Source organism: Nocardiopsis sp. iso_238 (assembly GCF_056173325.1).
The window spans coordinates 4,336,525-4,362,025 of the sequence record NZ_CM149668.1 but is presented as its reverse complement, the minus strand read 5'-3'; the positions used below and the strand labels follow the sequence as shown (position 1 = coordinate 4,362,025).

The window sequence follows — 25,501 nt, the reverse complement described above, 5'->3', positions numbered from 1 at the left end:
AGTCCGGGGCCCTCACGTTTCCCCTGAACCGCGCCGAGTCATCGAACCCGAGCGGGGAATACCAGTTCAGCGAGGGTCCGGGTGGTCTTCATCACTCTGCGGGCTTGCGAGTTTCGCTCGATAACGCTCGCATTCGTCCTCTCGGGGAGGTGTACACGGGCTCCGAGGATGGACTACGGTTTTGGAGCACTGGCCGGCAGTGATCGCTGTCCCCCCGGGCCGATGCGAACCCCCACTGTCACGGCACCGCGAGGCGACTCCGGGTCGCCCACGGCCTGTCGGAATCGCATCCAGATACGAGGTCGCCATGCCCGCCCGTGCACGCCACGTCCCTGCTCCGCGCGTCCCGCGGCGGATCTGACCGGCGAGGGCGGACCACCCCATGACGGTAGTACTCCTCACCAACATCGGTCGGCTGTGGACCGGGATCGAGCTGCTCACCAAGGCCGCCATCCTGATGGACAACGACCGGATCGCCTGGGTCGGACACGCGGCGGAGCTCCCCCAGCGCATCCCCGGAGTGATGGAGGACCTCACCGAGGTCGACGAGGTCGTCAACATCGGCGGCGGACTCGTCACCCCCGGCCTGGTCGACGCGCACTGCCACCCCGTCTACGCGGGCGACCGCTACGCCGAGGTCAACATGTGGGCCAAGGGCGCCACCCGCGCGGACATCTTCGCCGCGGGCGGCGGGGTGTCCACCACCGTCACCATCACGCGGGGGACCGACCCCTGGACGCTGTGCAACGCGGTCCGGGAACGGCTCCGGCACTGGGTGCTCTCCGGCAGCACCACCGTGGAGGCCAAGACCGGCTACCACCTCACCCGGGACGGCGAGCTCGCCGACGTGCGCCTGCTGCGCTCCCTGGAGGAGGAACCCGGGATGCCCCGCCTGCACGTCACGTTCTTCCCCGCGCACGGGGTCCCGCCCGAGTTCTTCGGCCGCCCCAAGGAGTACGTGGCCACCGCCGCCTCCTGGCTCAGCGACGCCGCCATGGCCGGGGCCGACGGCGTGGACGTCTACTGCGACAACCAGCAGTTCACCACGGAGGACGCCCACATGCTCCTGGGCGTGGGTCAGTCCGTGGGCCTGCGCACCACCCTGCACGCCTGCTCGCGGCCCCGGCACGGCGCGGTCCGGATGGCCGCCGAACTGGGCTGCTCCTCGGTCGACCTCGTCCACGAGGCCGACGACGAGGACCTGCTCGCCCTGGCGTCCACACGTACGCCCGTGGTGGCCTGCCCGACCACCGCCCTGCACGAGCGCCGCACCCCGCCGGTGCGCGCCCTGCTCGACCACGGCGTCCCCGTGGGTCTGGGCACCGACCACAACCCGGGGCAGTCCGGCACCACGTCCATGCCGCTGGTCATCTCCCTGGCGGTGTCCATGTTCGAGATGACCGTCCAGGAGGCGCTCAACGCCGCCACGGCGGGCAGCGCGCACGCCCTGGGCCTCAACGACCGGGGCATGATCGCCCCGGGCATGCTGGCCGACCTGGTGCAGTGGGACGCCGACCACGAGGGTGCCTTCGCGTGGTCGATGGGCCTGCACACGCTGCGCGTGTGGCAGGGCGGCCGCACCATCCACTGAGAGCCACCCGGGTCCCCAGGGTTCGTGTTCGGGAGGTCTCCGGACACACCCAGGAAGCGGCGACCGGCGGTCTCCGAAGGCCACGGGGCCGGTTCGATCGTTCCTGGAGTGCGTGCTCGCGCCGTCTGCGGGGCCAGGAAGGGCGCAGCTTCCCGGGCCCTGCGAACCCGAGCTCGGGGCCTCGAGTTCCACCCGGGGTTGCGTGATGACCGGCGCCCCGAGATCCACTCGGTGGCTGCCCCGGGCGCGGGCGATCTCCATGGTGCCCGGAAGGTCAAGCTCTCTGGGACTCCCGGGGCTCCGCAGGGGGGAGTCTTCGTCGAACCCAGATCGGCTCGCCACGCCAGCCCGCCGCGCTCAGGGCCCGGCGGGCACCGGTTCCGCTCAGCGGGTGCCCCGGGCGCGGGCGATCTCGATCACCGCGCGCTCCAGCGCGTACTCGGGATCGCGTCCGGCACCCTTGATCAGCGCGTCGGTCTCCGCGATCACCGCCATCGCGCGGGTCACCCCGGCGGCGCTCCACCCGCGTGCCTGCTGGCGCAGGGTGCGCAGCTTCCACGGCGGAACCTTGGCCCGCTTGGCCAGCTCCGCCTCGTTCACGCCGCGCGGAGGCTGGGCGGCCACCGCGATCCCGCGCACGGCACCCGCCAGGGCGCTGTTGATGAGCACCGGGGCGGTGCCCACGGCCAGGGACCAGCGCAGCTGCTCCAGGGCCTCGGGCAGACGCCCCTCCACGGCGCGGTCCGCGACGGTGAAACCGGAGGCCTCCGCCCTGCCGGAGTGGTACTTGGCCACCGCCGCCGCGTCCACCCTGCCCTCGGTGTCCGCGATCAGCTGGGTGCAGGCCGCGGCGATCTCGCGCAGCTCGGTGCCGACCGCGTCCACCAGCGCCTGGGCGGCGTCCCCGGTGATCTGCCGTCCGGCCGAGGAGAACTCGCTCTTGACGAAGGCCACCCGCTCGGGCCCCTTGGTGGGTCCCTTGCAGTCCACCCGCTGGGCCCCGGCCTTCACCGCCGCCTGGAGCAACGCCTTGCCCTTGGCGCCGCCCGCGTGGGTGAGCACCATGAACACGTCGTCGGCGGGGGCCCTGAGGTAGTCGGTGACGGTCGCCGCCAGGTCCTTGACCAGGTCCTGGGAGGAACGGAGTACCACCACCCGGCGGTCACCGAAGAGCGAGGGGGACGTGACCTCCACGAGGGTGGTCAGGCCGACCTGGGAGGGAACGAGGTCGTGGACGTCCACCTCGGGGTCCTCCTCGCGGGCCGAGGCGACGACGGAGGCCACGGCACGGTCGACGAGGAGCTCCTCGTCGCCGACGATGAGCGTGATGAGGGCGGGTGCAGGCATACAACGAGGATGCCACGCCCCACCGACCAACCGGTGCCCGATCACCGGTCCGCGCCACGGATCACCCTGGGCCTACGGATCGGGTCCCGGGCCACGGCTGGCCACCCGCACCGGCCCGCCCAGGACGGCCACGTCCCCGTCGAGGTCGGTACGGGCGTGCACCCGGGCCATCCCCTCCAGCACACCCACCGTGAACGGGGTCGGGTGGCCGTAGGAGTTCTCCCGTCCGGCGGAGGTGACCGCCACCGTCGCCTCCGTGGCGGCGAGGAAGGCCGGGACCTGGGTGTTCGCGCCGTGGTGCGGGGTGGTCAGCACCGTCACCGACAGCAGCTCCCGCTCCGGCTCGCGCAGCAGCGCGCTCTGGGCCTCCATCTCGATGTCCCCGGTGAGCAGCACCGACATGTGCGGCCCGTCGGCGCGCACGACCACGGAGGCGTCGTTCACCGATCCCACGAACCCGGCCTTCGGCCAGAGCACCCGCAGCAGCCACGGGCCCACCCGGAACCGCTGCCCCCGCTCGGCCTCGTTCAGCTCCACCCCCTCGTCGGCCAGCAGTCGGCCCGCCGCGCCCGCACCGAAACCCGGCGGGGCCAGCGCCGCCGGTACCCTCCGGTGCCGCAGTACACCGGGCGTGCCGTCGACGTGGTCGGCGTGGTCGTGGCTGAGGACCAGCAGCGGCACCGCGCGCACCCCGAGCCGGTCCAGGCAGCCGTCCACCAGGTCCGGGTCGTCCCCGGTGTCGAAGACCACCGCCTCCCCCCGTCCCACGGACAGCACGAACGCGTCCCCCTGGCCCACGTCGCAGGCGACCACGGCCCAGCCCGGGGGCGGCCACCCTCCCGGCACACAGCGCGCGGCCAGCCCCAGGACCAGTACGGCGACCGCCACGGCGGCGAGTACGCGCCGGGTCAGACCTCGGGTCAGGAGGAACACCACCAGCACCACGGCCAACAACAGGCCGCCCACCACGTCCGACCGCCAGGGCAGCGCGCCATAGGGGACCCGTGTGCCGGTCTCGGCCACGAAGGCGATCCAGGACACCCCCAGACCGGGCAGGGGCACCAGGAACGCGGCGGCCCCGGGCCACACCGAGGCCAGGGCGGTCAGCACCGAACCCGCCACGGTCACCACCGCCACCACGGGCGCGGCCAGCACGTTGGCCGGGACCGCCACCCAGGACACCTCTCCGGAGAGCAGCACCAACACCGGCGCGACCGCCACCTGGGCGGCCACCGCGACGGCGAAGGCCTCCGCCACCGGGCGCGGCCAGCGCTCGGACCAGGCCCGTGACCATCCGGGCACGAGCACCAGGATCCCCGCCGTGGCCAGAACCGACAGCGCGAACCCGTAGGACGAGGCCAGGCCGGGGGCCACGAACAGCACCCCCACCACCGTGACGCACAGGGCTCTCATCCCCGCGTGCGCCCGCCCGGTGGCCAAGGCCAGCAGACCCAGCGAACCCATGAACGCCGCCCGCACCACACTCGGCTCCGGTCGGCACACCAGGACGAACACCCAGATCATCAGGGCGCCACCCAACACCGAGCACCAGGTGGGAGCACGGACCCACCGCGCCACCCCCAGGACGAACCCCGTGAGGATCGCGAGGTTGGCACCGCTGACGGTCAGCAGATGGGTCATCCCGGTGGCCCGGAAGTCCTCGGCCGTGCGTTCCGGCAGCGCCGACACGTCACCGACGATCAGCGCCGGGAGCAGCCCCCTCTCGGGCTGGGACAACCCCGCCGAGGCCTCGCGCAGACCGGCCCGGACCCCGTCGGCGAACTCCTGGAGCCGACCGGGCGCGCCGACCTCCTCCGGGGGACCCCGCACGAGCACCAGGGCGGCGGTCAGCTGGTCGTCGTCCGAGCCCAGGAAGGTGCCGCGCGCCTCGAAGGACTGCCCGGGGAGCAGGTCCTCCCACTCGGGCCCGGAGGCCAGTACCACCACCGGCGCGCGCGACACGCGCTCCACACCGTCCACCCGGACCCACGCGGTGCGCGCCCGCACCACCCACTCGGCCCGGCCGGGACGCGGCAGCCCCGCCCGGGAACGGGGATCGGTGGAGACCACCGCGCGGAAGGCCGTCTCACCACCGTGTTCCACGGCGGCCGAAGCGGCGCTGACGGCCGTCCGGTGCACGTGGACACCGGCCACCGCCGCCACCGTCGCGCCACAGGCCAACGTGGCGACCAGCGCCAACGCCGACGACTCCCACGCGGGATGGGTCACCAGGAGCGCCACCAGCGCGGCGCAACCCAGTACTCCAGCGAACGACCACGCCAACCACGGCGGGGCGGCCAGAGCGCCGAGGGCGGCCAACCAGGCGGAGACGGCGGGGAGGAGCAGCCTGAGGTCCGGTGGCCGGTCCAGACCGTGGGCGTCGGTCCCCAGCCAGCTGACCACGCCGCCTCACCCCACCGTCACGTGGGGTTCGAGAGTCCGGAACGTCTTCTCCGCGATGCCGTCGACACCCAGCAGGTCCTCGGTGGAGCCGAACCTGCCGCCGAGCGACTCCCGGTGCGCCAGGATCTGTTGGGCCTTCTTCTGTCCGATCCCGGGAAGCGTCTCCAACTCCGACTGCCCGGCGAGGTTGATGTCGACGAGGGGCCCGCCGCCCTCGGGTCCCTCACCCGATCCGCCGTCCGGTTGGGGGACCCCCACCAGGACACGCTCTCCGTCCGTCAACGGCCGGGCGAGGTTGACCAGGTCGAGGTCGGCCTCGGGCAGCGGACCGCCCGCCTCCTCCACCGCGTCGGCCACGCGTGATCCGCCAGGCATGGTGTACAGACCGGGCTCGACGACCTCACCGCCCACGTGCACCACCACGTCCCCGCCCGGTTCCCCGGCTGCCCCGTCACCTCCGGGCGCGGGTTCCTCGGACGCGTCCTGTCCGGCGGGGGAGGCCTGGCCCGCCAGCTCGGGCACGACCACCTCTTCGGGACGATCGCGCACGACCAGGAGGGCCCCGGCCACGGCGAGCAGTCCGAGCACCAGCAGGGCCACCACCGCACGCCGGGACAGCGACGAGCGGGAGCCCCAACTCTCGGCCACCCGCTCCAGGACCGAGTCGGGTGTCTCCGGGGTCAGCTCCGTGTACCCGGACGGCGGTCGGACCGCCGCGCCCCGTCGCTGTCGTCCGCCCGGGTCCTCGTCGCGGATGGATTCCGGCGTCCCCGCTGCCGCGACAGTCGTGTGTCCCCCGAGGCTCCTGTCGCGTTTGTCGGGATCGTTGATGCGAGGGGCGGGGCTGGGCCCGGTGACCGGGCCGTGGACGGAAGGTGTGACCCCACCGTGCTGCTGTCCTGCCGCGTTGTTCCGGGTCTTCGGTGGATCCCCGGGACCCCGGCTCGTGTGGTCGTCCGCCGGGTCACCTTGGGGGCCTTCGTCGTGCCGCTCGGAGGTGCTGTTCCAGAGGGCTGAGGAGAACGCGCCGTTCGCGCCGGTGAGCTCACGGGCCCAGGGGGACGGGCCTCCCTCCGCATCCGTCGGGGGCGGGGCCTCCCGGGCAGACAGCGGGGGAGGGGGTTCGGCCACGGGGTTCGGCGTGATCCGGACGGTGGGCGCCGTCTCCGGGTCCAGAGGGTCCCCCGGCGGCCGCTCCGTCTCGCTCGGGGGCCCGGCGGTTCCGTTCCAGAGCGGGCCGGGTGGAGACAGGGAAGTCCAGTGCCCGCTGCGTCCCGAGGGCCGCTCCTCGGGGATGTAGGGGCTCTCGGCCCCGTCCACCGCGTAGGGAGGCCGGGGGAGCACCACCGCAGGGGCGGGATCGGAGAGGCTGCCTGAGGCGTGGTCGCGTGGGGGTTGGACGGCGGGGGAGGAGTCCAGCCCGAGGCCGCGGAGACGTTCCTCGGGGGCTGACAGGGGAGGTGTGCGCCGTGACCGGCGCGAAGCGGTCATGCATCCAACGCTAGGGACGCCGGATGGCCCTGTCATCGGCCGGTTTCCACCTGTGGATAACTCCCCGGCGCGGAGTCGGAGTTGTTTCCGGGCAGGCCTGTGCGGGCGGAGAAGGAGGCTCCCCCGATATCGAGCCAACCAGGATCCGCGCCCCCAGCTCCAAGGGCACTGACGCAACCTGTGGACAACTCCCTCGCGGTTGGGTCTCACAAGGCCCCGAACCCGTGGGGCTCAGGGATGGGTACGGATCGGAGCGGTGGCTGTCGGGTGGGTTCCCGGTGCCTCAGGTGGCGCTCGCCTGACAGGGGCGGGTCTCTCGTGACCGGGTACCAGTGCCTCAGGGACGGTCGGCCGCCGGTCCGGGACACCCGGGCACGACGAAGGGCCCGGTCCTGGTGGACCGGGCCCTCGCGAAGCCTTGTGCCTTGAGCCCCTTAGGCGGACTGAAGGTCGTGCAGGCGCTTGGCGATCGCGCTCTTGCGGTTCGCGGCCTGGTTCTTGTGGATAACGCCCTTGCTGCTGGCCTTGTCCAGGGCGCGAGCGGCCTCGCGCTGCGCGACGACGGCCTGCTCGACGTTCCCGCCCTCGGCAGCTTCGCGGAACTTCCGAACGGCCGTCTTCAGGGAAGAGCGCACCGCCTGGTTGCGGACACGAGCCTTCTCGTTCTGCCGAATGCGCTTCTTCTGCGACTTGATGTTCGCCATGCGAAAACGTGCTCCAGTTACTGTGATCTTCGCGTCGGTCGAACAGGCGGCTCATCCCATGGGCAGCCGTTCCATGAGAGGCCTGCGTGGGCGCCGACGCAGGGTGTGTGTGAGTCCACAGGGCTCAAATTCGAACGTGGAAGTCCGAGACACGGACTTCTCAGTATGCCGTACCGGGCGGACCACTCGGAACCGTCACGGCTCGCCCACCGGGGACAGCCAGGCGGTCCGGTAGGCGGTCAGGTCGTCCTCGTCCGCCTCGTCCACCAGGTACAGGGACACACCCAGGGCCATGCTCTCCGGGACCTCCTCCACACGGGACATCCCCAGCCGGACGGCGGCCAGGGCCGTCAGCGCGGTCTCGTTCTCGGTGACCGGCCCCCACTGGTCGCTCTCGTAGGCGGGCACACCGAACCTCACGGTGACGTCCTCGCGGGTGCGCAGCGCCGTCACCGCCTCGGTCACCTGCCGCACCATGAATCCGCCGTACAGCCCCGCCGTGGGCATGTCCGCCCCCACCCCGGGCAGCACCACCTGGTCCGCGTGCTCCGTCACCCGGTCCAGGTACCCCTTCGACCAGTACTTCTCCTCGCCGCCCGCGACGAAGGACGGCACCCTGCCGCCCGGAGCCAGCTCCACGTGGTGGGCCTGCACCGACAGCAGCGCGTCCTCGTCCAGCTCCTCGCGCACCATCTCCATGAGGGTGGGCAGGGACGGGTCGTTCACCGTCACCGGGCGGATCTCCAGGTGCACCCCGTCGAACCCGTCCGCGCCGACCTCCGCGACGGCCGGGGCCAGGGCCTCCCGGGCCGGGGCGTCGAACCGGTCCCGGATGAGCGAGGAGCCCGACTCCACGTGCCGCAGCCAGGCCAGCGCCTCCACCTCGGGGTGGTGCGCGTCCAGCCACGACAGCAGCGCCCCGGTGTCCGGCACCCGCTCCACGGCGCCCTCCGCGTCCACCTCACCGGCGTACACGTACAGCGTGCTCACCGCGCCGGTGCCCAGCAGCGTCTCCAGCGCCCCGGTGTCCTCCCACGAGCCCACCCACGCCGCGTCAGCATTCTGCGAGGCGGCCCACTCCTCGGGCGACCCCGAGTACTGGTAGGCCAGCAGCGCACCGGCGCCCACCACCACGACCAGGACCGCCGCCACACCCGCCAGCAACCGCTTCAGAAGCCACTTCACCCGTACGCCACCCGCTCTCGTCCGGCGCCCTCGTCCCCTGGGCACCCGCATCGCCCGTTTCCGGTCCCAGGTCGCATAATCTGGACCCAGGTCCCGCGCTCGCGCCCATACTGCCGTATCCTCACCGGCCGCTTCCGGTGAGGACGGTCTCGGCGCCGTGGGATGATGGACGATGCCGTGGCCGGATGGACATTCCACCGACGAGCCCGGCGGGGCGGCGCCACCCCAGGCGCACGACGACCCACACCCAACCCTGTGAACGGAGCACGGTGGCACAGCCGAACTGGACCGATCCCGCGCTGATCCGCAACTTCTGCATCATCGCGCACATCGACCATGGCAAGTCGACGCTGGCCGACCGGATGCTCCAGATCACCGGCGTCGTCGAGGACCGTCAGATGCGCGCCCAGTACCTGGACCGCATGGACATCGAGCGCGAGCGCGGCATCACGATCAAGTCGCAGGCCGTGCGCATCCCGTTCACCGCGCTGGACGACCGGACGTACACGCTCGACCTCATCGACACCCCCGGCCACGTGGACTTCACCTACGAGGTGTCGCGCTCCCTGGCCGCCTGTGAGGGCGCGGTCCTGCTGGTCGACGCCGCGCAGGGCATCGAGGCCCAGACCCTCGCCAACCTCTACATGGCGCTGGACAACGACCTCACCATCATCCCGGTCCTGAACAAGATCGACCTCCCCGCGGCGCAGCCCGAGAAGTACGCCGAGGAACTCGCCGGAATCATCGGCTGCGAGGCCTCCGACGTGCTCAAGGTCAGCGCGAAGACCGGTGAGGGCGTCGAGGACCTGCTCAACGAGATCGTCAACCAGATCCCGCCGCCCGTCGGCCAGGCCGACGCCCCGGCCCGCGCGATGATCTTCGACTCGGTCTACGACACCTACCGCGGCGTGGTCACCTACGTGCGGGTCGTGGACGGCCACCTCAGCCCGCGCGAGCGCATCCAGATGATGTCCACCAAGGCCTCCCACGAGATCCTGGAGATCGGTGTCAGCTCGCCCGAGCCCACCAAGAGCCAGGGCCTGGGCGTGGGCGAGGTCGGCTACATCATCACCGGCGTGAAGGACGTGCGCCAGTCCAAGGTGGGTGACACCATCACCTCCCTGTCCAAGCCCGCCTCCGAGATGCTCGGCGGCTACCAGGAACCCAAGCCGATGGTGTTCTCGGGGCTGTACCCGATCGAGGGCACCGACTACCCGGTGCTGCGGGACGCCCTGGACAAGCTCCAGCTCAACGACGCGGCCCTGGCCTTCGAGCCGGAGACCTCCGCCGCCCTGGGCTTCGGCTTCCGCTGCGGCTTCCTGGGCCTGCTCCACCTGGAGATCACCCGGGCCCGGCTGGAGCGCGAGTTCAACCTCGACCTCATCTCCACCGCGCCCAACGTGATCTACCGCGTGGACATGGAGGACGGCGCCGAGCACGTGGTGACCAACCCCAGCGAGTTCCCCACGGGCAAGATCGACGGGATCTACGAGCCGATGGTCAAGGCCACGGTCCTGAGCCCCTCGGACTACATCGGTCAGATCATGGAGCTGTGCCAGGACCGCCGCGGCGAGCTCCAGGGCATGGACTACCTGTCCGAGGACCGCGTCGAGATGCGGTACACGCTGCCCATGGCGGAGATCGTCTTCGACTTCTTCGACGCCCTCAAGTCCCGCACCAAGGGGTACGCCTCCCTGGACTACGAGCCCATCGGAGAGCAGAAGGCCGACCTGGTCAAGGTCGACATCCTCCTCCAGGGCGAGCCGGTCGACGCGTTCTCCGCGATCGTCCACAAGGAGAAGTCGTACGCCTACGGCGTGGAGATGACCAAGAAGCTGCGCGAGCTCATCCCGCGGCAGCAGTTCGAGGTCCCGGTCCAGGCCGCCATCGGCGCCCGGGTCATCGCCCGTGAGAACATCCGCGCCATCCGCAAGGACGTGCTCTCCAAGTGCTACGGCGGCGACATCAGCCGTAAGCGCAAGCTGCTGGAGAAGCAGAAGGAGGGCAAGAAGCGGATGAAGATGGTCGGCCGGGTCGAGGTGCCCCAGGAGGCCTTCATCTCCGCGCTGTCCACCGACACCAGCGGCGCCGAGGACAAGAAGAAGAAGTAGTGGCCGGGCCCGCCGACCGGGCCGGTGCACAGTGAGAGGGGCGCTCCCACGCGGGGGCGCCCCTCTCGTCGTGTGCCGGGCGTTCGCTACCCCTTGACCGCCCCGGCGGTCAGGCCGTCGCTGATGTAGCGCTGGAGGAACCAGAACACGATCAGCGTGGGCAGGGACAGCATCACCGCGCCCACCGCGAACATCCCGAAGTTGGCGTTGCGCTGCGAGGCGACCAGTTGGTACAGCCCCAGGCCCAGCGTCTTGGCGTCGGTGTCCCGCAGGAACACGCTGGCCATCAGGAACTCGTTGATGGTGGAGACGAACACCAGCAGGGCGACGATCGCCAGCACCGGGGTCACCAGCGGCAGCATGATCCGGAAGAACACCTGCGCGTGGGTCGCGCCGTCGATCTGCGCCGACTCGTCCAGCTCCTTCGGCACCGTGTCGAAGAAGCCCTTCATCAGCCACGTGTTGATGCTCAGCGCACCGCCCAGGTACACCAGCAGCAGGCCCCACCGGGTGTCGAAGCCGATCGCCGGGTAGAGCTCACCGATGTTGGAGAACATCAGGTAGATGGCCACGATCGCCAGGAACTGCGGGAACATCTGGATGACGAGCAGGCCGACCAGGCCCACCCTTCGCCCCCTGAACCGCATCCGGCTGAAGGTGTACGCCGCCAGCGCCGAGAACAGCACCGTCACCGCCGCGTTGGCGGTCGCGAAGAACAGCGAGTTCGCGTACCAGGTGGTGAACGGCGTGTTCCGGAACAGGTCCCGGGCGTTGTCCAGGCTCGCCCCGGTCGGCCACAGCTGGGCGCTGCTCAGTGTGCCGAGGGGGTTGAGCGCGGCCGAGACCACGAACAGCACGGGGAAGACCGCGAAGGCCACGACCACCACCATGACCGCGTGCCGCCACCCCAGCCGCCGGGCCCACAGCGCGAACCGGGTGGCGCCGCTCCGGGTGTGGGGCGCGCGCACCGCTTCGGGAACGCCGACCGTCATCGGTCCACCTCCTTGAGGGCCTTGCTCCGGCTCAGGCTGACCACGGAGATCACGGAGACGATGAGGAAGATCATCACCGACAGCGCCGCCGCGTACCCGTACTGGGCCGTGGCCTCGTTGAACGCCAGCCGGTAGGTGTAGGTGATGAGCAGGTCCGTGCCGCCCGCCGTCGGGTTGTCCGGCGAGAACGGACCGCCCCTGGTGATCAGCCACACCGCGTTGAAGTTGTTGAAGTTGAACGCGAACGTGGCGATGAGGATCGGGGTCATGGCGACCATCAGCAGCGGCAGGGTCACGTGCCGGAAGGCCTGCCAGGGGCCCGCGCCGTCGATCTGCGCCGCCTGCCCCAGCTCGCGCGGGATGGCCTGCAGCGCCCCGGTGGCCACGAGGAACATGTACGGGTAGCCCAGCCACACGTTGGCGAGGATGACGGCGGCCCTGGCGGTCCACACGTCGCCCAGCCAGTCGACCTGGAGCCCCAGCATCCGGTTGAACAGACCGAAGTCGGTGTTGAACATGTCCCGCCACAGCAGGAACATGGCCAGCGAACTCATCGCGTAGGGCAGGATCACCAGCACTCGGTAGAGCACCTTGCCGCGCATCCTGGGCACGTGCAGGGTCAGGGCGATCGCCAGCCCCGCCACGAACACCAGGCCGGTGACGGACGCCGCGAACACCAGGTTCCACAGCAGGATCCCGAAGAACGAGCTGGCGAAGGTCGGGTTGAGCAGGAAGCGAGCGAAGTTGTCGAGGCCCACGTTCACCTGCCAGCCCTGGGCCAGCCGCTGTCCGTCCTCGTTGTAGAAGGCGCCGCTTTCGTCGTCGGCCGTGTGGACCTCGCCGGTCTCGGTGTCGGTCACGCAGTCGCAGCCCTGGTCGTAGACCCGGACGGCGCTGCCCTCGAACGCGCTGGACAGCCCGCTGGAGCGGATGCCCGAACCGTCGCCGGTGGGGACCGCGAACTCCTGGAGCTCGTCGCTGCGCGCGTTCACCTCGGCGGGGGTGAGGATCGTGTACCCGAACGCGTCGGTGACCTTTCCCGCCGGGTCGACGTCGGCGCCGCCGAGGTCGGCCAGACCGTCCGCGGTGCCCACGTACGCGTGGCCCTCGCCGTCGGTGAGCAGGAAGGCCAGCTCACCGGTGCCGGGGTCGCCGGTGGTGGCGACCGTGAGCACGTACTCGGGGGAGTCGGGGTCCCGGGTGACCGAGAACGCCTCGATGGCGGCGATGGCCTGGGCCTTGTCACCCCGGTGGCCGTCGCTGAGGTTGGTCACCGAGGTGCTCATCGTGTAGAGCACCGGCAGGATCTGGAAGGCCAGGAGGAACACCACACCCGGGACCAGGTACTTCGCCGGGACGGTGCGCTTGGACAGGTAGACGTGGTAGACCAGGCCGACCGCCGCGGCGACCAGGCCCATGCCCCACCAGTTGCCCGCCACGTACAGGGGCAGGACCGCCCACACGCCGAACGCGGTGAAGACGCTGAGCAGGGCGATCTTGACGAGTTGGCCGACGAGCGACCCGTTGGCGGCGAACCGACCCCCGGGCAGCGGGGGACGCGCGGGCGCCCCTGGGGAGGGGGCGCCCGCTCCGTCGCGGTTGGAAGCGGCCACCTCTACTGACCGATCTGCTCAGCGATGGTGTCGTGGGCGGCCTCCATGGCCTCACGGACGTCCCCGCCCGCGATGGCCTGGGCCTGCGCCTGACCCAGCGGGTCCCACGTCTCACCCATCTCGGGGATGGACGGCATCGGCATGCCGTCGGCGCCGGCCTCCGCGATCGCGGCGATGGCGGCGTCGTCGGCGGAGACGGACTCCAGGGCCTCGTTCTGCACGGGGGTGCGCGGGTCGGCCTCGTAGAGGCTGAGGATGAACTCGGTGGAGGTGACGTAGTTGGTCACGAACTCCTGGGCCAGGGCGCTGTTGGCGCTGCCCTCGGTGACGAAGAAGGCGTGGTATCCGATGTAGGGGCTGGCCGGGTCCCCGCCCTCGAAGCCGGGGATGGCGCTGATCTCGAAGTCGATGCCCGCGTCGTTGGCGTCACCGACGTTCCACGGCCCGGCGATGAAGAAGGGGGCCTCCTCCTCGTAGAAGAGGTTGGCGTCGTTCTCGACGTCGATGGAGCGGCGCAGCACGCCCTCGCCGTCCTCGCCGTACTCCGCGATCCTCTCCATGGCCGCGACGGACTCGTCCGATCCCACCCCCAGGTCCGCGGGGTCCCAGGTGCCGGTGTCGTCCTGCCCGAACAGGTACCCGCCCGCCGAGGTGAACAGGGCGTTCATCCGGAAGGGCTCGCCCTCCTGGCCGACGGCCATGGCCAGGACCTCGCTGGTGTCGCCCGCGTCCTTGAGCTCGGTGCCGACCTCGACGAGCTCCTCGAAGGTCTCGGGGGCGTCGGGGGCCAGCGCCGTGTTGCGCATCAGGAAGATGTTCTCCTGCGAGTACGGGACGCCGAAGAGCTGCCCGTCGAAGGAGAGCGCCTCGACAGCGGTCTCGTCCACACCCCCGGCCTGGTCGCCGGTGAGCTCGATCGGGGAGACCGCGCCGTTGCGGACGAGGTTGCCGGTCCAGTCGTGCGCGCCGATGAAGACGTCGGGGGCGTTGCCCGCCTGGTGGGCGTTGAGGAGGTCGCCCTGGATGTCGTCGAAGGCCAGCCCCTGGACGTCCACCTCGATGCCGTTGGCCTCCGCGAACTCGGCGGCCGCGCTCTGGATGGCGTCGGCCCGCTCGGGGTCGGACCAGATGACGAGGGTGCCCTCGGCGGCTCCGCCGTCGTCCCCTTCGGAACCGTCGCCGCTGCACGCGGTCGCCGTCAGGGCGATCGCGGCGATACCGGCGACCGCTGAAGCGCTGCGGGATCTCATGGTGTCTTCCTTCCGGGAGGACTGGAGGAGGTGGGGTGCACGCGGTTCACCGGCCGACCGGGTCCGTCGCGGGCGTGCGTGGTGATGTGACGTTAGCAATAACTTGCAGTCTTTGAAAGGCTTTGCAGACGCCCTGGATAAAGATGTGGAAACACCCCGGAAACGGAAGGGGCGCCGCGTGCGGAGAGTCGCTTCGCGCTCGCCCTGGGTGGGGGAGTCGTCCCTCGGTCGACCGGGTCAGCCGTGCGACCTCGGCCATCGTCTCCGCTCGTCCCGGCCCGCCGGCCCGCGGGGGCGGGGTCGGCCACGAGGGCGGGAGCGGTCGGGGGTGCGGTACGCGGGTGGAAGGAAGGAAGAACCCGCGTGGGGGCGGGTGCCGGACGGTGCGCGCACCGTCCGGCACCCCGGGCTCACGGCCCGATCAGACGCGCAGCCACGCCGAGGTCTCGGCGGCCAGGGTCAGGGTGCCCTCGGTCAGCAGGGCGCCGGGGCCGCTGGCCACCAGGAGCTCACCGGAGGCGGCCAGTTCGACCGCGTCACCGGTCAGGTTCACCGCCACCCGGACTCCGGGCTCACGCTCGAAGTACAGGACACCCTCGGGCGCCTCCAGCCAGCTCATCGAGCCGTCGCCCAGGGCCTCCAACTCACGCCGCAGACGGAGGGCGGCGGTGTACAGCTCCAGGGTCGAACCCCGCACGCCGCGCTGACCGGCGCGGGTCAGGCCCGCCCACGCCTCGGGGACCGGCAGCCACGGGGTGCTGCCCTCGGGGCCGAACCCGAACGGGGCGGTGTCGCCCTCCCAGGGCAGGGGCACGCGACAACCGTCGCGACCGCGCTCGGTGCGGCCCGAACGCTCCCAGGTGGGGTCCTGGAGGGACTCCTCCGGCAGGTCGGTGACCTCGGGAAGGCCCAGTTCCTCGCCCTGGTAGAGGTAGACCGAACCGGGCAGGCCCAGCATCAGCAGGGTGGCCGCGCGCGCACGCCGCAGGCCCTGCTCGCCACCGCCGAAGCGGGTCACGTGCCGGGTGACGTCGTGGTTGGACAGCACCCACGTGGTCGTCGCGCCCACGGCGCCGTTGGCGGCCAGGGAACCGTCGATCACCTCACGCAGGCGCGCGGCGTCCCACGGTGCGGTGAGGTACTCGAAGTTGAACGCCTGGTGCAGCTCGTCCGGGCGCAGGTAACGGGCCACCCGCTGGGCGTCCTCCACCCAGGCCTCCGCCACCAGCGTCCGGTCGCCCGGGTACCCCGCGGCGATGCGCGACCAGCGGCGGTAGATGTCGTGGACACCGTCCTGGTCGAAGTAGGGCAGAGAGGTGCTGCCGTCGAGCAGGTCGGCCTTGGCGTCCGGGTCGATGTCGGGCAGTGCCGGGTCCTTGACCATGCCGTGCGCGACGTCGATCCGGAACCCGTCCACCCCGCGGTCCAGCCAGAAGCGCAGGACGTCGTCGAACTCGTCGTGCACCTCCTGGTTGCTCCAGTCGAAGTCGGGCTGCTCGGAGTCGAACAGGTGCAGGTACCACTGCTCGGGGGTGCCGTCGGCGGTCTTGAGGCGGGTCCAGGCCGGGCCGCCGAAGATCGACTTCCAGTTGTTGGGCGGCTCCTCGCCGTCGGCGCCACGGCCCTCGCGGAAGACGTACCGGGAACGCGCGGCGCTGCCGGGTTCGGCGGCCACGGCCTCGCGGAACCAGCGGTGTGCTGAGGAGGAGTGGTTGGGGACCACGTCGATGATCATGCGGATGCCCAGCTCGTGGGCGGCCGACAGGAGGGCGTCGAAGTCCTCCAGGGTGCCGAACCGGGGGTCGACGTCGCGGTAGTCGGCGACGTCGTAGCCGCCGTCGGCCAGGGGTGAGACGTAGAAGGGGGTCAGCCAGATCGCGTCCACACCGAGCTCGGCCAGGTGGGGGAGTCGCTCGCGGATGCCGGTGAGGTCGCCTTCGCCGTCGCCGTTGGAGTCAGCGAAGCTGCGCACGTAGATCTGGTAGATGGCCGCCTCGCGCCACCAGTGCGACTGGTCCTTCATCTGTGGGGGTCCTTCCGGATCATGGCTGCAAGTTCTTGCGCAAGATTACCGTTTACTTTCGTCCTTGTGACGGCAATCTCGACTAGAGTTGCCCACATGGGTCCACGACTTGCCGACATCGCACGGCACGCAGGCGTCAGCGAGGCCACCGTCTCGCGGGTGCTCAACGACAAGCCCGGCGTCGGAAGTGACACACGCAAGGCCGTCCTCACCGCGCTCGACGTGCTCGGATACGAACGCCCCGCCCGGCTGCGCCAGCGCTCCGCCGGACTGGTCGGCATGGTCATCCCCGAGCTGGAGAACCCGGTCTTCCCGATGTTCGCCCAGGCGGCCGAGGGCGCCCTCGCCCAGCGCGGGTACACCCCGGTCCTGTGCACCCAGACCCCCGGCGGGATATCAGAGGACGAGTACGTGGAACTCCTCCTGGAGCGCAACGTCTCCGGCATCCTCTTCGTCTCCGGCAAGCACGCCGACACCACCGCCTCACACGAGCGCTACCAGGCCCTCGTCTCCCGGCGGCTGCCGATCGTGCTGGTCAACGGCTACACCGAGTCCATCCCGGCGGCCTTCATCTCCGCCGACGACCGCGAGGCCGGGCGCCTGGCCGTCAACCACCTGGTCGCCCTCGGCCACACCCGGATCGGCTTCACCAGCGGGCCCGAGCGCTACGTCCCGGTCCGCCGCAAGCTGGAGGGCTACCACCAGGCCCTGGCCGAGCACGGCCTGGACGGCGACGACCTCGTCCAGCTCTCACTCTTCGGCGTGGAGGGCGGCCACGCGGCCGCCGGACGCCTCATCGAACGCGGCGTCACCGCCATGGTCTGCGGCTCCGACATCATGGCCCTGGGCGCCATCCGCGCCGCCCGCCAGCACGGCCTGCGCGTCCCCCAGGACTTCTCCGTGGTCGGCTACGACGACTCCCAGCTCATCGCCTTCACCGACCCGCCGCTGACCACCGTGCGCCAGCCCGTCAACGCGATGGCCATGGCCGCGGTGCGGGCCCTGTGTGACGAGATCGCCGGCCACTCCGTCTCCCACGCCGAGTACGTCTTCGACCCCGAACTGGTCGTACGCGGCTCCACCGCGGCCGCCCCCGCCACGGTGCCCGGCCCGCCCGCGCCGCCGAGCCACCTGGACGTCCCCTCCACACTGAGCCGCGACCCCCAGGACGCCGCCCACGGGGTCTGACCCCGGGGTGTCAGGGCACGTCGTCCGGTCGGTGACACTGGAGTCATGCCATCCGTAGCCCTCGACGGCGAACCCGTGCCCCGGACCGGGGAGCTCCCCGAAGCCTCACTCAGCGAGCTCGGCGGACGCCCGCTCGGGTTCTACGTCCACGTGCCCTTCTGCGTCACCCGCTGCGGCTACTGCGACTTCAACACCTACACCGCCGACGAACTCGTCTCCCGGGACGGCACCGCCACGGCCTCCCGCGAGACCTACGCCGGGCAGGCGGCGGCCGAGGTCGCCCTCGCCGACCGGGTGCTGACCGGCGCACGGCCCCCGGTCAGCACCGTGTTCGTGGGCGGCGGCACACCCACCCTGCTCTCTCCCGAGGACCTCGGCCTCGTCCTCGGTGAGATCCGCGACCGTTTCGGGCTCACCCCCGACGCGGAGATCACCACCGAGGCCAACCCGGAGACGGTCGACCCCGACTACCTCGCCCGCCTCAGGGCGGCCGGGTTCACCCGTGTCTCCTTCGGTATGCAGAGCGCCCGCCCCCACGTGCTGCGCGTCCTGGAGCGCGGCCACACCCCCGGCCGCCCCGAACAGTGCGTGACCTGGGCGCGCGAGGCCGGGTTCGAGCACGTCAACCTCGACCTCATCTACGGCACACCGGGGGAGAGCGACGACGACTGGGCCGCCTCCCTGGAGGCCGCCATCGGCGCCGGGCCCGACCACGTCTCCGCCTACTCCCTGATCGTGGAGGACGGCACCCGGCTGGCCGCCCGCGTCCGCAGGGGTGAGCTCACCGAGCCCGACGACGACGCCATGGCAGACCGCTACCTCATGGCCGACGAGGCCCTGGCCAAGGCCGGGTACAGCCCCTACGAGGTGTCGAACTGGGCCCGCACCGTCGAGGGGCGCAGCGCGCACAACATGCTCTACTGGACCGGCGGTCACTGGTGGGGGGTCGGCCCCGGGGCACACAGCCACGTGGGCGGTACCCGCTGGTGGAACGTCAAGCACCCGGCCGCCTACGCCGCCCGCCTGGCCGCCGGGGACAGCCCGGCCCAGGCCCGCGAGGTGCTCACCGAGGCCGAGCGCAGGTTCGAGCGCGTCCTGCTGGAACTGCGCGTGGACGGCGGCTGCTCGCTGGAACTGCTGGACAGGGCGGGTCTGGCCGCAGCGGAACGCCTGGTCGGTGAAGGGCTCCTGGACCCGCGAGCGCACTCCGAGGGGCGGGCCGCGCTGACCCGGCGGGGCCGCCTGCTCGCGGACGCCGTGGTCCGCGACCTCACCTGAGGCAGACACGAAGGAGGGGCCCGGCAGGAAAGCCGGGCCCCTCCTTCACGTGTGGAACGTCGGGCTACTTCACCCAGGTGACGTCCATCGGGTAGCGGGCCCACTCGCCCCGGTCCACCGCCGACGCCGCGCGGAAACCGGAGACGATCGAGAAGATCAGCAGGCCGATCCAGGTCAGGAAGCCGATGAGCAGCCAGGCCAGGATGCCGGAGATGACGTAGCCGATCAGCATCACCAGCTGGAAGCTGAGCGCGCGGGCGGCCTGGTCGCGGACGTAGGGCGACTCGTCCTTCTTCGTGATGTACACGATGAGCGGGATCAGCCAGCAGAGGAAGCCGCCGCCGATGTGGGCGAGCTTCGCCGAGCTGCGCTCCTCCGGGGTCGGCACGTAGGCGCCATAGCCCTGGGCGCCCGGCTGCTGGTAGCCGCCGTACTGACCGCCGTGGGGAGGCGGGTAACCACCGGGCTGGTGGTAGCCGCCCTGGGGGTAGCCGCCGGGATGCTGGTAGCCGCCCTGGGGCGGCGGCGGGTAGCCACCGCTCTGCGGACCGTTGTACGGGACGGGAGGACCACCGGGGACGCCACCCTGCTGCGGGTAACCGGGAGGGGGCGGGTAGCCCCCGGACTCACCCTGACCGTAGGGGTCGTGGGGGTTCGGGTTGTTCGGATAGGACATGGTGGTTCCTTGGTGTGTGGGCGCGGGTGACTACTTCAGGAGCCGGATGCTCACGGGGTAGCGGGACCAGGCTCCCCTGTTGGCTCCGGAGGCTCCCAGAACGCCGAAGACGATGGAGATGATCCACACGAGGGCGATGAGAAGGTAGCCGATCCAGGACAGGCTGGGGAAAAAGATACCCAAGCCGAAGAATGCCACGCCAGCGATGACGTACGGGATCAGCATAGTGATCTGGAAGTTCGCCGCTTCCGACGCGTGGTGGCGGACGAACGGTGACTGCTTGCGCTTGGCGAAGTAGATCGCCAACGGCGGGATCCAGCCGAGGAAGGCGATGACGAACCCGGACAGGTGCGCGAGCATCGAGACCAGGACGTCGTTGTCGCCACCGGCGGGCTGCTGAGCCGGGGGCTGGCCGTAGGCCTGCTGCGGCTGCTGGAACTGCTGCCCGTAGCTGGCCTGCGGCTGAAACTGCGGCTGCTGGGGCTGACCGTAGGCCGGGGGCTGCTGGACGTAGCCGGGCTGACCGTGCACCTGCTCCTGGGGCTGTCCCCAGGCGGGCTGGGCGCCGCTGGTCTGCTGAGCCTCGGGGGGCTGGATCTGCGGTTGGCCGCCGGTGTGCTGTGCCCACCCCGGCTGCGCCTGTTCGGGGGCCTGACCCCATCCGGGCTGCTGGGGCGCGCCAGGTGCCTGCTCCTGGGGTTGTCCCCAGGCGGGCTGGGCCCCGCTGGCCTGCTGTACCTGGGGCTGACCGCCGGTCGACTGTTCCCAGCCGGGCTGGAACTGCGGCTGCTGCGGCGGGGCGGGCTGAGGCTGGGGCTGTCCCCAGGCGGGCTGGGCGCCGCTGGTCTGCTGAGCCTCGGGGGGCTGGATCTGCGGTTGGCCGCCGGTGTGCTGTGCCCATCCCGGCTGCGCCTGCCCCTGGCCGTGGGGGTGACCCCATCCGGGCTGCTGCGGTGGGGCGGGCTGTGCCTGCTGCTGTGGTTGTCCCCAGGCGGACTGATCGCCGTACATCGGGACCTGGGCCTGGGGCTGGCCGTACGCCGGGGGCTGCTGAGGTTGGGCGGCCTGGGCCCCGGGCTGCCCCCATCCGGGCTGCTGAGGCGCCTGCGCGGGGGCCTGCTCCCACCCGGTCTGGGCGCCGCCGGTGTGCTGTGCTCCGTGGGGCTGCGCCTGCGGTTGGCCGCCGGTGTGCTGTGCCCATCCCGGCTGCGCCTGTTCGTGGGAGTGCCCCCATCCGGGCTGCTGCGGGGCCTGGGGCTGGCCACCAGGGGCCTGACCCCAGCCGGGCTGGAACTGGGGCTGCTGGGGCGCGGCCGGTGTCTGCTCCTGGGGTTGTCCCCAGGCGGGCTGGGCGCCACTGGCCTGCTGCGCGTGGGGCTGACCGTGCGCCTCGGGCTGTCCCCATCCGGGCTGTGCCCCGCTGACCCGCACTGTCTCGGTGTCAGGACGCACCTGCGGCTGGCCGCCGGTCGTCCGCTCCCACCCGGGCTGGGCGCCGCTCTGCGGGTCGGGCTCCTGCGGCTGCTGCTGTCCCTGCGCGTCGTCCGGCGACGGACGGCTGGACGGGGTCTCGCTCATGCTCTTCCCTGACTCCGCTGTTGGGGGCGCTTGCTGTGCCCGAACGAGTCGGGCCGTACCGACGACCGCGGAGGGCCGGAGGCCGTGATGCCTGAAGGAAACGGAAAACGGGGTTCCGGGGGTCCCATCAGACCATGTGATCGGGACAATCCTAGTGTTACGGAGCGTGCGGGCCCGTGACGAAGTCGATGAGTTCCTCCACCCGCCCCAGCAGGGAGGGTTCGAGGTCACCGTAGCCACGGACCGAACCCAGGATGCGGCGCCAGGCCTCACCCGTCTCCATCCGCCAGCCCAGGGCGTCCACGACGCCCTCCTTCCAGGGCAGGCCCCGGGGGACCTCGGGCCAGGAGCCGATGCCCACCGCACCCGGACGCACGGCCTGCCACACGTCCACATAGGGATGACCGACCACGAGGACGTCCGCGCCCCGGACGCGCTCCGCGATCCGGCTCTCCTTGGACCCCGGCACCAGGTGGTCCACCAGGACCCCCAGCCGACGTCCCGGCCCCGGCGCGAACTCCGCCACCACCGAGGGAAGGTCGTCGACGCCCTCCAGGAACTCGACGGCCACCCCCTCCACGCGCAGGTCGTGGCCCCACACCTTCTCGACCAGCTCGGCGTCGTGGGCGCCCTCCACGTAGATCCGGCTCTCCCGGGCCGTGCGCGCCCGCGCGTCGGTCACCGCGATCGAACCCGAGGCGCTGCGCAGGGGAGCCCTGGGTGCCGCCGCCGGACGCACCAGCGTCACCGGCTCACCGTCCACCAGGAACGCGGCCGGTCCCAGCTCGAACACCCTGCGTCGCCCGTCCCGGTCCTCCAGGGTCACGGCGGCCTTGTCCCAGGACACCACCGCCCCGCAGAAGGTCTCGTCGGCGTCCTCCACGACCAGGTCATGGCTGAGGGGTATCTCGCGTACCGCGCCCTTCCGGGGTCGTCGCCAGTCTCCCGCCAGAACGTCGCGGCCGTAACGGCCGGTTCCCTTGGTAACCACGGTGGTGCAGTCTACTGGTGACGGACCCGGGAAACCCGTTGGCGGGTGGCGCACGTCGCCGCTCGGGTAGGGAAGAAGCACCCCCCGTCCCCGTGTTACCGCCTGCGGGTAGCCGTGTGGGTTTGCGGCCGGGCATAGAATTAGCACTGAGGACCTTGGAGTGCCAGGAGGTGGCGAGTTGCTGGATGAGCGCAAGCTCGCAGTCCTGCGTGCGGTCGTCGAGGACTTCGTCAACACCAACGAACCCGTGGGTTCGCGGGCGTTGGCGGACCGTCACCCCCTTGGTGTCTCCCCGGCGACCATTCGCAACGACATGGTCGCCCTGGAGGAGGACGGCTACATCGCCCAACCCCACACCAGTGCGGGACGGGTGCCCACCGACAAGGGGTACCGGCTCTTCGTCGACCGGCTCTCCTCCGTCAAGCCGCTCTCGGCGGCCGAACGGCGTGCCATCGAGTCGTTCCTCGGCGGTGCCGTGGACCTCGACGAGATCGTCGCCCGCACGGTGCGGCTGCTCGCGCAGCTCACCCGGCAGGTCGCGATTGTTCAGTACCCGTCGCTGACCCGCTCGTCGGTGCAGCACGTGGAACTGGTGCCGCTCGGCGGCCAGCGCATCATGATGGTCGTCATCACCGACACCGGACGGGTCGAACAGCGCGTCATCGACGGGCTGGGATCGGTCAGTGAGACCGTGGTGGACGACCTGCGCAGCATGCTCAACCGCGCCATCGCAGGCAGACACCTCGGCGACGTGCCGGACGCGGTGGAGGACCTGCCCGCCCAGGTCGCACCGGAGGACCGTCCCGTCGCGGTCGCGATCCTCTCCGTCCTGCTGGAGAGCCTCGTGGAACGTCACGAGGAGAAGATCGTGCTGGCTGGCACCGCCAACCTCGCCGCGGTCGACTTCGCGGCCAGCCTGCGCGACGTGCTTGAGGCACTGGAAGAGAACATGGTCCTCATACGACTCCTCGGTGAGGCCAAGGACCCCTCCATGCTGACGGTGCGCATCGGCGCGGAGAACTTCCACGAGGGCCTTCGATCCACTTCCATCGTGTCGGCTGACTACGGCGTGGGAAACCAGTCGCTGGCCAAGATCGGAGTGGTGGGCCCCACCCGTATGGACTACCCAGGGACGATGGGCGCCGTCCGTGCGGTGGCCCGGTATGTCGGACAGATTTTGGCAGGACAGTAACTCAGTGGCCAGAGACTATTACCAGGTTCTCGGGGTGCGTCGCGACGCGTCCAAGGACGAGATCAAGAAGGCGTACCGGCGGCTCGCGCGCGAGCTCCACCCGGACATCAACCCGGACCCCGCCACCCAGGAGCGCTTCAAGGAAGTGACCCAGGCCTACGAGGTCCTCTCCGACGAGAACAAGCGTCGGATGTTCGACATGGGTCAGGACCCCTTCGCCCCAGGTGGCGGCGGCGGTGCCGGAGGCTTCGGCAACGCGGGCGGGTTCGCCTTCGACGACATCATGAACGCCTTCTTCGGCGGTGGACAGCCCGGCGGCCGCGGCCCCCGGGAGCGGGTCCGGCGCGGGCGCAGCATCAAGATCCGTATCGAGCTCGACCTCGTCGAGACAGCGTTCGGGGTCAGCCGGGAGATCACCTTCCCGACCGCGATCCTGTGCGAGACGTGCCAGGGAGAGGGCACCGCGGCCGGTTCGCACCGGACCACCTGCGACATGTGCCACGGCCAGGGCGAGGTATCCCAGGTCACGCGCTCCTTCCTCGGTCAGGTCATGACCTCGCGTCCCTGCCCGCAGTGCTCCGGCCAGGGTTCGGTCATCACCAACCCCTGCGGCGACTGCGCGGGCGAGGGCCGGGTCCGGGAGAAGGTCACCCGTACCGTCAAGATCCCCGCCGGTGTCGACGACGGCACCCGCATCCAGCTCGCCGGCGAGGGCGAGGTCGGCCCCAACGGCGGGCCGCGCGGCGACATCATCCTGGAGATCGTCCAGAAGCCGCACCCGACCTTCGAGCGTCGCGGCGACGACCTGCACTGCACCATCACCGTCCCCATGACGGCGGCGGCGCTGGGCGCCTCGTGCGCGTTCGACACCCTCGACGGCACCGAGAACATCGACCTGCGTCCGGGCACCAACTCGGGCCACGTCATCACCCTGCCGGGCAAGGGCGTCACCCACCTCGACGGCGGCGGCCGGGGAGACCTGCGCATCCGCGTCGACGTGGAGACCCCGAGCAAGCTCGACGAGGAGCAGGAGGCCCTGCTGCGCAAGTTCGCGGAGCTGCGCGGGGAGGACCAGAACCCGGGCCGCTTCAGCCCCGGCCACGGCGGGTTCTTCTCCAAGATCCGTGACGCCTTCGGAGCCAAGTGACCCCGCCGGTCTTCCTGGTCGAAACCGCGGCGCTGGCGGGTGACCGGATCCGTCTCGAGGGTCCGGAGGGCCGCCACGCCGTGGCGGTGCGACGCGTCCGCGAGGGCGAGACCGTCGACCTGTCCGACGGTCTCGGCCTGCGTGCGCGCTGCGAGGTCGACGAGGTCGTCGGCAAGGACACTCTGGTCTGCCGTGTGGTGGAACGCCGGAGTGAACCCGAGCCGCGGCCCCGGATCACCGTGGTGCAGGCCCTGCCCAAACGGGACCGGGGCGAGCTCGCGGTCGAGATGATGACCGAGGCCGGGGTGGACGCCGTCGTGCCCTGGTCGGCCGAGCGCTGCGTCACGCAGTGGAAGGGCGACCGGGGGGCCAAGGCCCTCGCCAAGTGGCGGGTGAGCGCCCGGGAGGCGGCCAAGCAGGCCCGCCGCGCCCGGACGCCCGAGGTCACCGAGCCGATGGACCGCAAGGGGGTGTCCGCCCTGCTGGCCGGGGCGGACCTCGCCGCGGTCCTGCACGAGGAGGGGGCGGGTCGGCTGTCCGAACTGCCCCTGCCGGAGGAGCCCCACGGTGCGGGGATCGTGCTGGTGGTCGGCCCGGAGGGCGGGATCTCCGAGGCGGAACTGGCCGCCTTCGACGAGGCCGGGGCGGTCCGGGCCCTACTGGGGCCCTCGGTCCTGCGCACCTCCACCGCCGGGGTGGCCGCGCTGTCGGTCCTCCAGGCGCGTACGGGACGCTGGTGAG

The 25,501-nt window shown here is 71.3% G+C and carries 20 protein-coding genes; 8 read left to right on the top strand and 12 right to left on the bottom strand.

Annotated features, from left to right (window positions below; genetic code table 11):
• Positions 1-382: 382 nt before the first annotated feature.
• Positions 383-1,591 (top strand): amidohydrolase family protein, encoded by a 1,209-nt coding sequence (locus tag AC0VYL_RS19740; protein ID WP_475454879.1) that lies wholly within the window; start codon positions 383-385, stop codon positions 1,589-1,591.
• Between the two features lie 384 nt (positions 1,592-1,975).
• Here AC0VYL_RS19740 and holA read toward each other — a convergent pair whose 3' ends face one another.
• The 5 genes from holA to AC0VYL_RS19715 form a co-directional block, all read right to left on the bottom strand.
• The gene (holA, locus tag AC0VYL_RS19735) at positions 1,976-2,938 is read right to left on the bottom strand and encodes a DNA polymerase III subunit delta (protein ID WP_475481095.1); all 963 of its coding nucleotides are present in this window, start codon (positions 2,936-2,938) and stop codon (positions 1,976-1,978) included.
• Between the two features lie 72 nt (positions 2,939-3,010).
• Positions 3,011-5,341, bottom strand: a complete 2,331-nt coding sequence (locus AC0VYL_RS19730) for a ComEC/Rec2 family competence protein (RefSeq protein ID WP_475481094.1) — start codon at positions 5,339-5,341, stop codon at positions 3,011-3,013.
• 6 nt (positions 5,342-5,347) lie between these two features.
• Positions 5,348-6,832, bottom strand: a complete 1,485-nt coding sequence (locus AC0VYL_RS19725; RefSeq protein ID WP_475481093.1) for a helix-hairpin-helix domain-containing protein — start codon at positions 6,830-6,832, stop codon at positions 5,348-5,350.
• 434 nt (positions 6,833-7,266) lie between these two features.
• Positions 7,267-7,536 carry a 30S ribosomal protein S20 gene (gene rpsT / locus AC0VYL_RS19720; protein WP_475454872.1) on the bottom strand — a complete coding sequence of 90 codons (270 nt, stop codon included), beginning with the start codon at positions 7,534-7,536 and terminating at the stop codon, positions 7,267-7,269.
• 195 nt (positions 7,537-7,731) lie between these two features.
• Positions 7,732-8,721 carry a hypothetical protein gene (locus AC0VYL_RS19715; protein WP_475481092.1) on the bottom strand — a complete coding sequence of 330 codons (990 nt, stop codon included), beginning with the start codon at positions 8,719-8,721 and terminating at the stop codon, positions 7,732-7,734.
• Between the two features lie 269 nt (positions 8,722-8,990).
• Between AC0VYL_RS19715 and lepA the strand changes: the two genes are divergently transcribed.
• Positions 8,991-10,832, top strand: a complete 1,842-nt coding sequence (lepA, locus tag AC0VYL_RS19710) for a translation elongation factor 4 (RefSeq protein ID WP_475454868.1) — start codon at positions 8,991-8,993, stop codon at positions 10,830-10,832.
• 86 nt (positions 10,833-10,918) lie between these two features.
• On the opposite strand, the gene AC0VYL_RS19705 is transcribed toward lepA, so the two are convergent.
• The 4 genes from AC0VYL_RS19705 to AC0VYL_RS19690 all read right to left on the bottom strand — a co-directional run bounded on the left by AC0VYL_RS19705 (position 10,919) and on the right by AC0VYL_RS19690 (position 16,710).
• Positions 10,919-11,824, bottom strand: a complete 906-nt coding sequence (locus AC0VYL_RS19705; protein WP_475454867.1) for a sugar ABC transporter permease — start codon at positions 11,822-11,824, stop codon at positions 10,919-10,921.
• A complete protein-coding gene (locus tag AC0VYL_RS19700) occupies positions 11,821-13,437 on the bottom strand; it encodes an ABC transporter permease subunit (RefSeq protein WP_475481091.1) in 1,617 nt (538 codons plus the stop codon). The genes AC0VYL_RS19705 and AC0VYL_RS19700 overlap by 4 nt, the downstream gene beginning before the upstream one ends.
• A 2-nt stretch (positions 13,438-13,439) precedes the next feature.
• Positions 13,440-14,687, bottom strand: coding sequence for a sugar ABC transporter substrate-binding protein (locus AC0VYL_RS19695; RefSeq protein ID WP_475481090.1), 1,248 nt, complete (start codon positions 14,685-14,687; stop codon positions 13,440-13,442).
• A 421-nt stretch (positions 14,688-15,108) separates the two neighbouring features.
• Entirely contained in the window at positions 15,109-16,710 is a 1,602-nt protein-coding gene (locus AC0VYL_RS19690) for a glycoside hydrolase family 13 protein (RefSeq protein ID WP_475481089.1), read from the bottom strand.
• Positions 16,711-16,806: 96 nt separating this feature from the next.
• Between AC0VYL_RS19690 and AC0VYL_RS19685 the strand changes: the two genes are divergently transcribed.
• Positions 16,807-17,898 (top strand): LacI family DNA-binding transcriptional regulator, encoded by a 1,092-nt coding sequence (locus tag AC0VYL_RS19685; RefSeq protein WP_475454859.1) that lies wholly within the window; start codon positions 16,807-16,809, stop codon positions 17,896-17,898.
• A gap of 45 nt (positions 17,899-17,943) precedes the next feature.
• Positions 17,944-19,176, top strand: coding sequence for a radical SAM family heme chaperone HemW (gene hemW, locus AC0VYL_RS19680; protein ID WP_475481088.1), 1,233 nt, complete (start codon positions 17,944-17,946; stop codon positions 19,174-19,176).
• Between the two features lie 64 nt (positions 19,177-19,240).
• Here the strand turns inward: hemW and AC0VYL_RS19675 are convergent, their stop codons facing one another.
• Both AC0VYL_RS19675 and AC0VYL_RS19670 read right to left on the bottom strand, forming a co-directional pair.
• Positions 19,241-19,852, bottom strand: a complete 612-nt coding sequence (locus AC0VYL_RS19675) for a DUF4870 domain-containing protein (RefSeq protein ID WP_475481087.1) — start codon at positions 19,850-19,852, stop codon at positions 19,241-19,243.
• Between the two features lie 30 nt (positions 19,853-19,882).
• Positions 19,883-20,212 carry a DUF4870 domain-containing protein gene (locus AC0VYL_RS19670; protein ID WP_475481086.1) on the bottom strand — a complete coding sequence of 110 codons (330 nt, stop codon included), beginning with the start codon at positions 20,210-20,212 and terminating at the stop codon, positions 19,883-19,885.
• Between AC0VYL_RS19670 and AC0VYL_RS19665 the strand changes: the two genes are divergently transcribed.
• Positions 20,201-21,442: a hypothetical protein gene (locus tag AC0VYL_RS19665; protein WP_475481085.1), complete on the top strand. Its 1,242-nt coding sequence runs from the start codon at positions 20,201-20,203 to the stop codon at positions 21,440-21,442. The two genes, AC0VYL_RS19670 and AC0VYL_RS19665, sit on opposite strands and share 12 nt — an antisense overlap.
• Positions 21,443-21,587: 145 nt before the next feature.
• On the opposite strand, the gene AC0VYL_RS19660 is transcribed toward AC0VYL_RS19665, so the two are convergent.
• Positions 21,588-22,421, bottom strand: a complete 834-nt coding sequence (locus AC0VYL_RS19660) for a DUF3097 domain-containing protein (protein WP_475454850.1) — start codon at positions 22,419-22,421, stop codon at positions 21,588-21,590.
• A 178-nt stretch (positions 22,422-22,599) separates the two neighbouring features.
• Between AC0VYL_RS19660 and hrcA the strand changes: the two genes are divergently transcribed.
• Genes hrcA through AC0VYL_RS19645 form a run of 3 tightly spaced genes read left to right on the top strand, consistent with a single transcriptional unit; the run spans position 22,600 to position 25,500 of the window.
• Entirely contained in the window at positions 22,600-23,613 is a 1,014-nt protein-coding gene (gene hrcA / locus AC0VYL_RS19655) for a heat-inducible transcriptional repressor HrcA (RefSeq protein WP_475454848.1), read from the top strand.
• 4 nt (positions 23,614-23,617) lie between these two features.
• Positions 23,618-24,760 carry a molecular chaperone DnaJ gene (gene dnaJ / locus AC0VYL_RS19650; protein WP_475454846.1) on the top strand — a complete coding sequence of 381 codons (1,143 nt, stop codon included), beginning with the start codon at positions 23,618-23,620 and terminating at the stop codon, positions 24,758-24,760.
• A complete protein-coding gene (locus tag AC0VYL_RS19645) occupies positions 24,757-25,500 on the top strand; it encodes a 16S rRNA (uracil(1498)-N(3))-methyltransferase (RefSeq protein ID WP_475481084.1) in 744 nt (247 codons plus the stop codon). Before dnaJ ends, AC0VYL_RS19645 begins: the two co-directional genes overlap by 4 nt.
• Position 25,501: the final 1 nt, after the last annotated feature.

Bases quoted from the DNA above. Each gene is read 5' to 3' on its own strand.
- AC0VYL_RS19740 (WP_475454879.1), top strand. From the start codon at position 383: ATGACGGTAGTACTCCTCACCAACATCGGTCGGCTGTGGACCGGGATC.
- holA (WP_475481095.1), bottom strand. From the start codon at position 2,938: ATGCCTGCACCCGCCCTCATCACGCTCATCGTCGGCGACGAGGAGCTC.
- AC0VYL_RS19725 (WP_475481093.1), bottom strand. From the start codon at position 6,832: ATGACCGCTTCGCGCCGGTCACGGCGCACACCTCCCCTGTCAGCCCCC.
- rpsT (WP_475454872.1), bottom strand. From the start codon at position 7,536: ATGGCGAACATCAAGTCGCAGAAGAAGCGCATTCGGCAGAACGAGAAG.
- AC0VYL_RS19705 (WP_475454867.1), bottom strand. From the start codon at position 11,824: ATGACGGTCGGCGTTCCCGAAGCGGTGCGCGCGCCCCACACCCGGAGC.
- AC0VYL_RS19695 (WP_475481090.1), bottom strand. From the start codon at position 14,687: ATGAGATCCCGCAGCGCTTCAGCGGTCGCCGGTATCGCCGCGATCGCC.
- AC0VYL_RS19690 (WP_475481089.1), bottom strand. From the start codon at position 16,710: ATGAAGGACCAGTCGCACTGGTGGCGCGAGGCGGCCATCTACCAGATC.
- AC0VYL_RS19685 (WP_475454859.1), top strand. From the start codon at position 16,807: ATGGGTCCACGACTTGCCGACATCGCACGGCACGCAGGCGTCAGCGAG.
- hemW (WP_475481088.1), top strand. From the start codon at position 17,944: ATGCCATCCGTAGCCCTCGACGGCGAACCCGTGCCCCGGACCGGGGAG.
- AC0VYL_RS19675 (WP_475481087.1), bottom strand. From the start codon at position 19,852: ATGTCCTATCCGAACAACCCGAACCCCCACGACCCCTACGGTCAGGGT.
- AC0VYL_RS19670 (WP_475481086.1), bottom strand. From the start codon at position 20,212: ATGCTCGCGCACCTGTCCGGGTTCGTCATCGCCTTCCTCGGCTGGATC.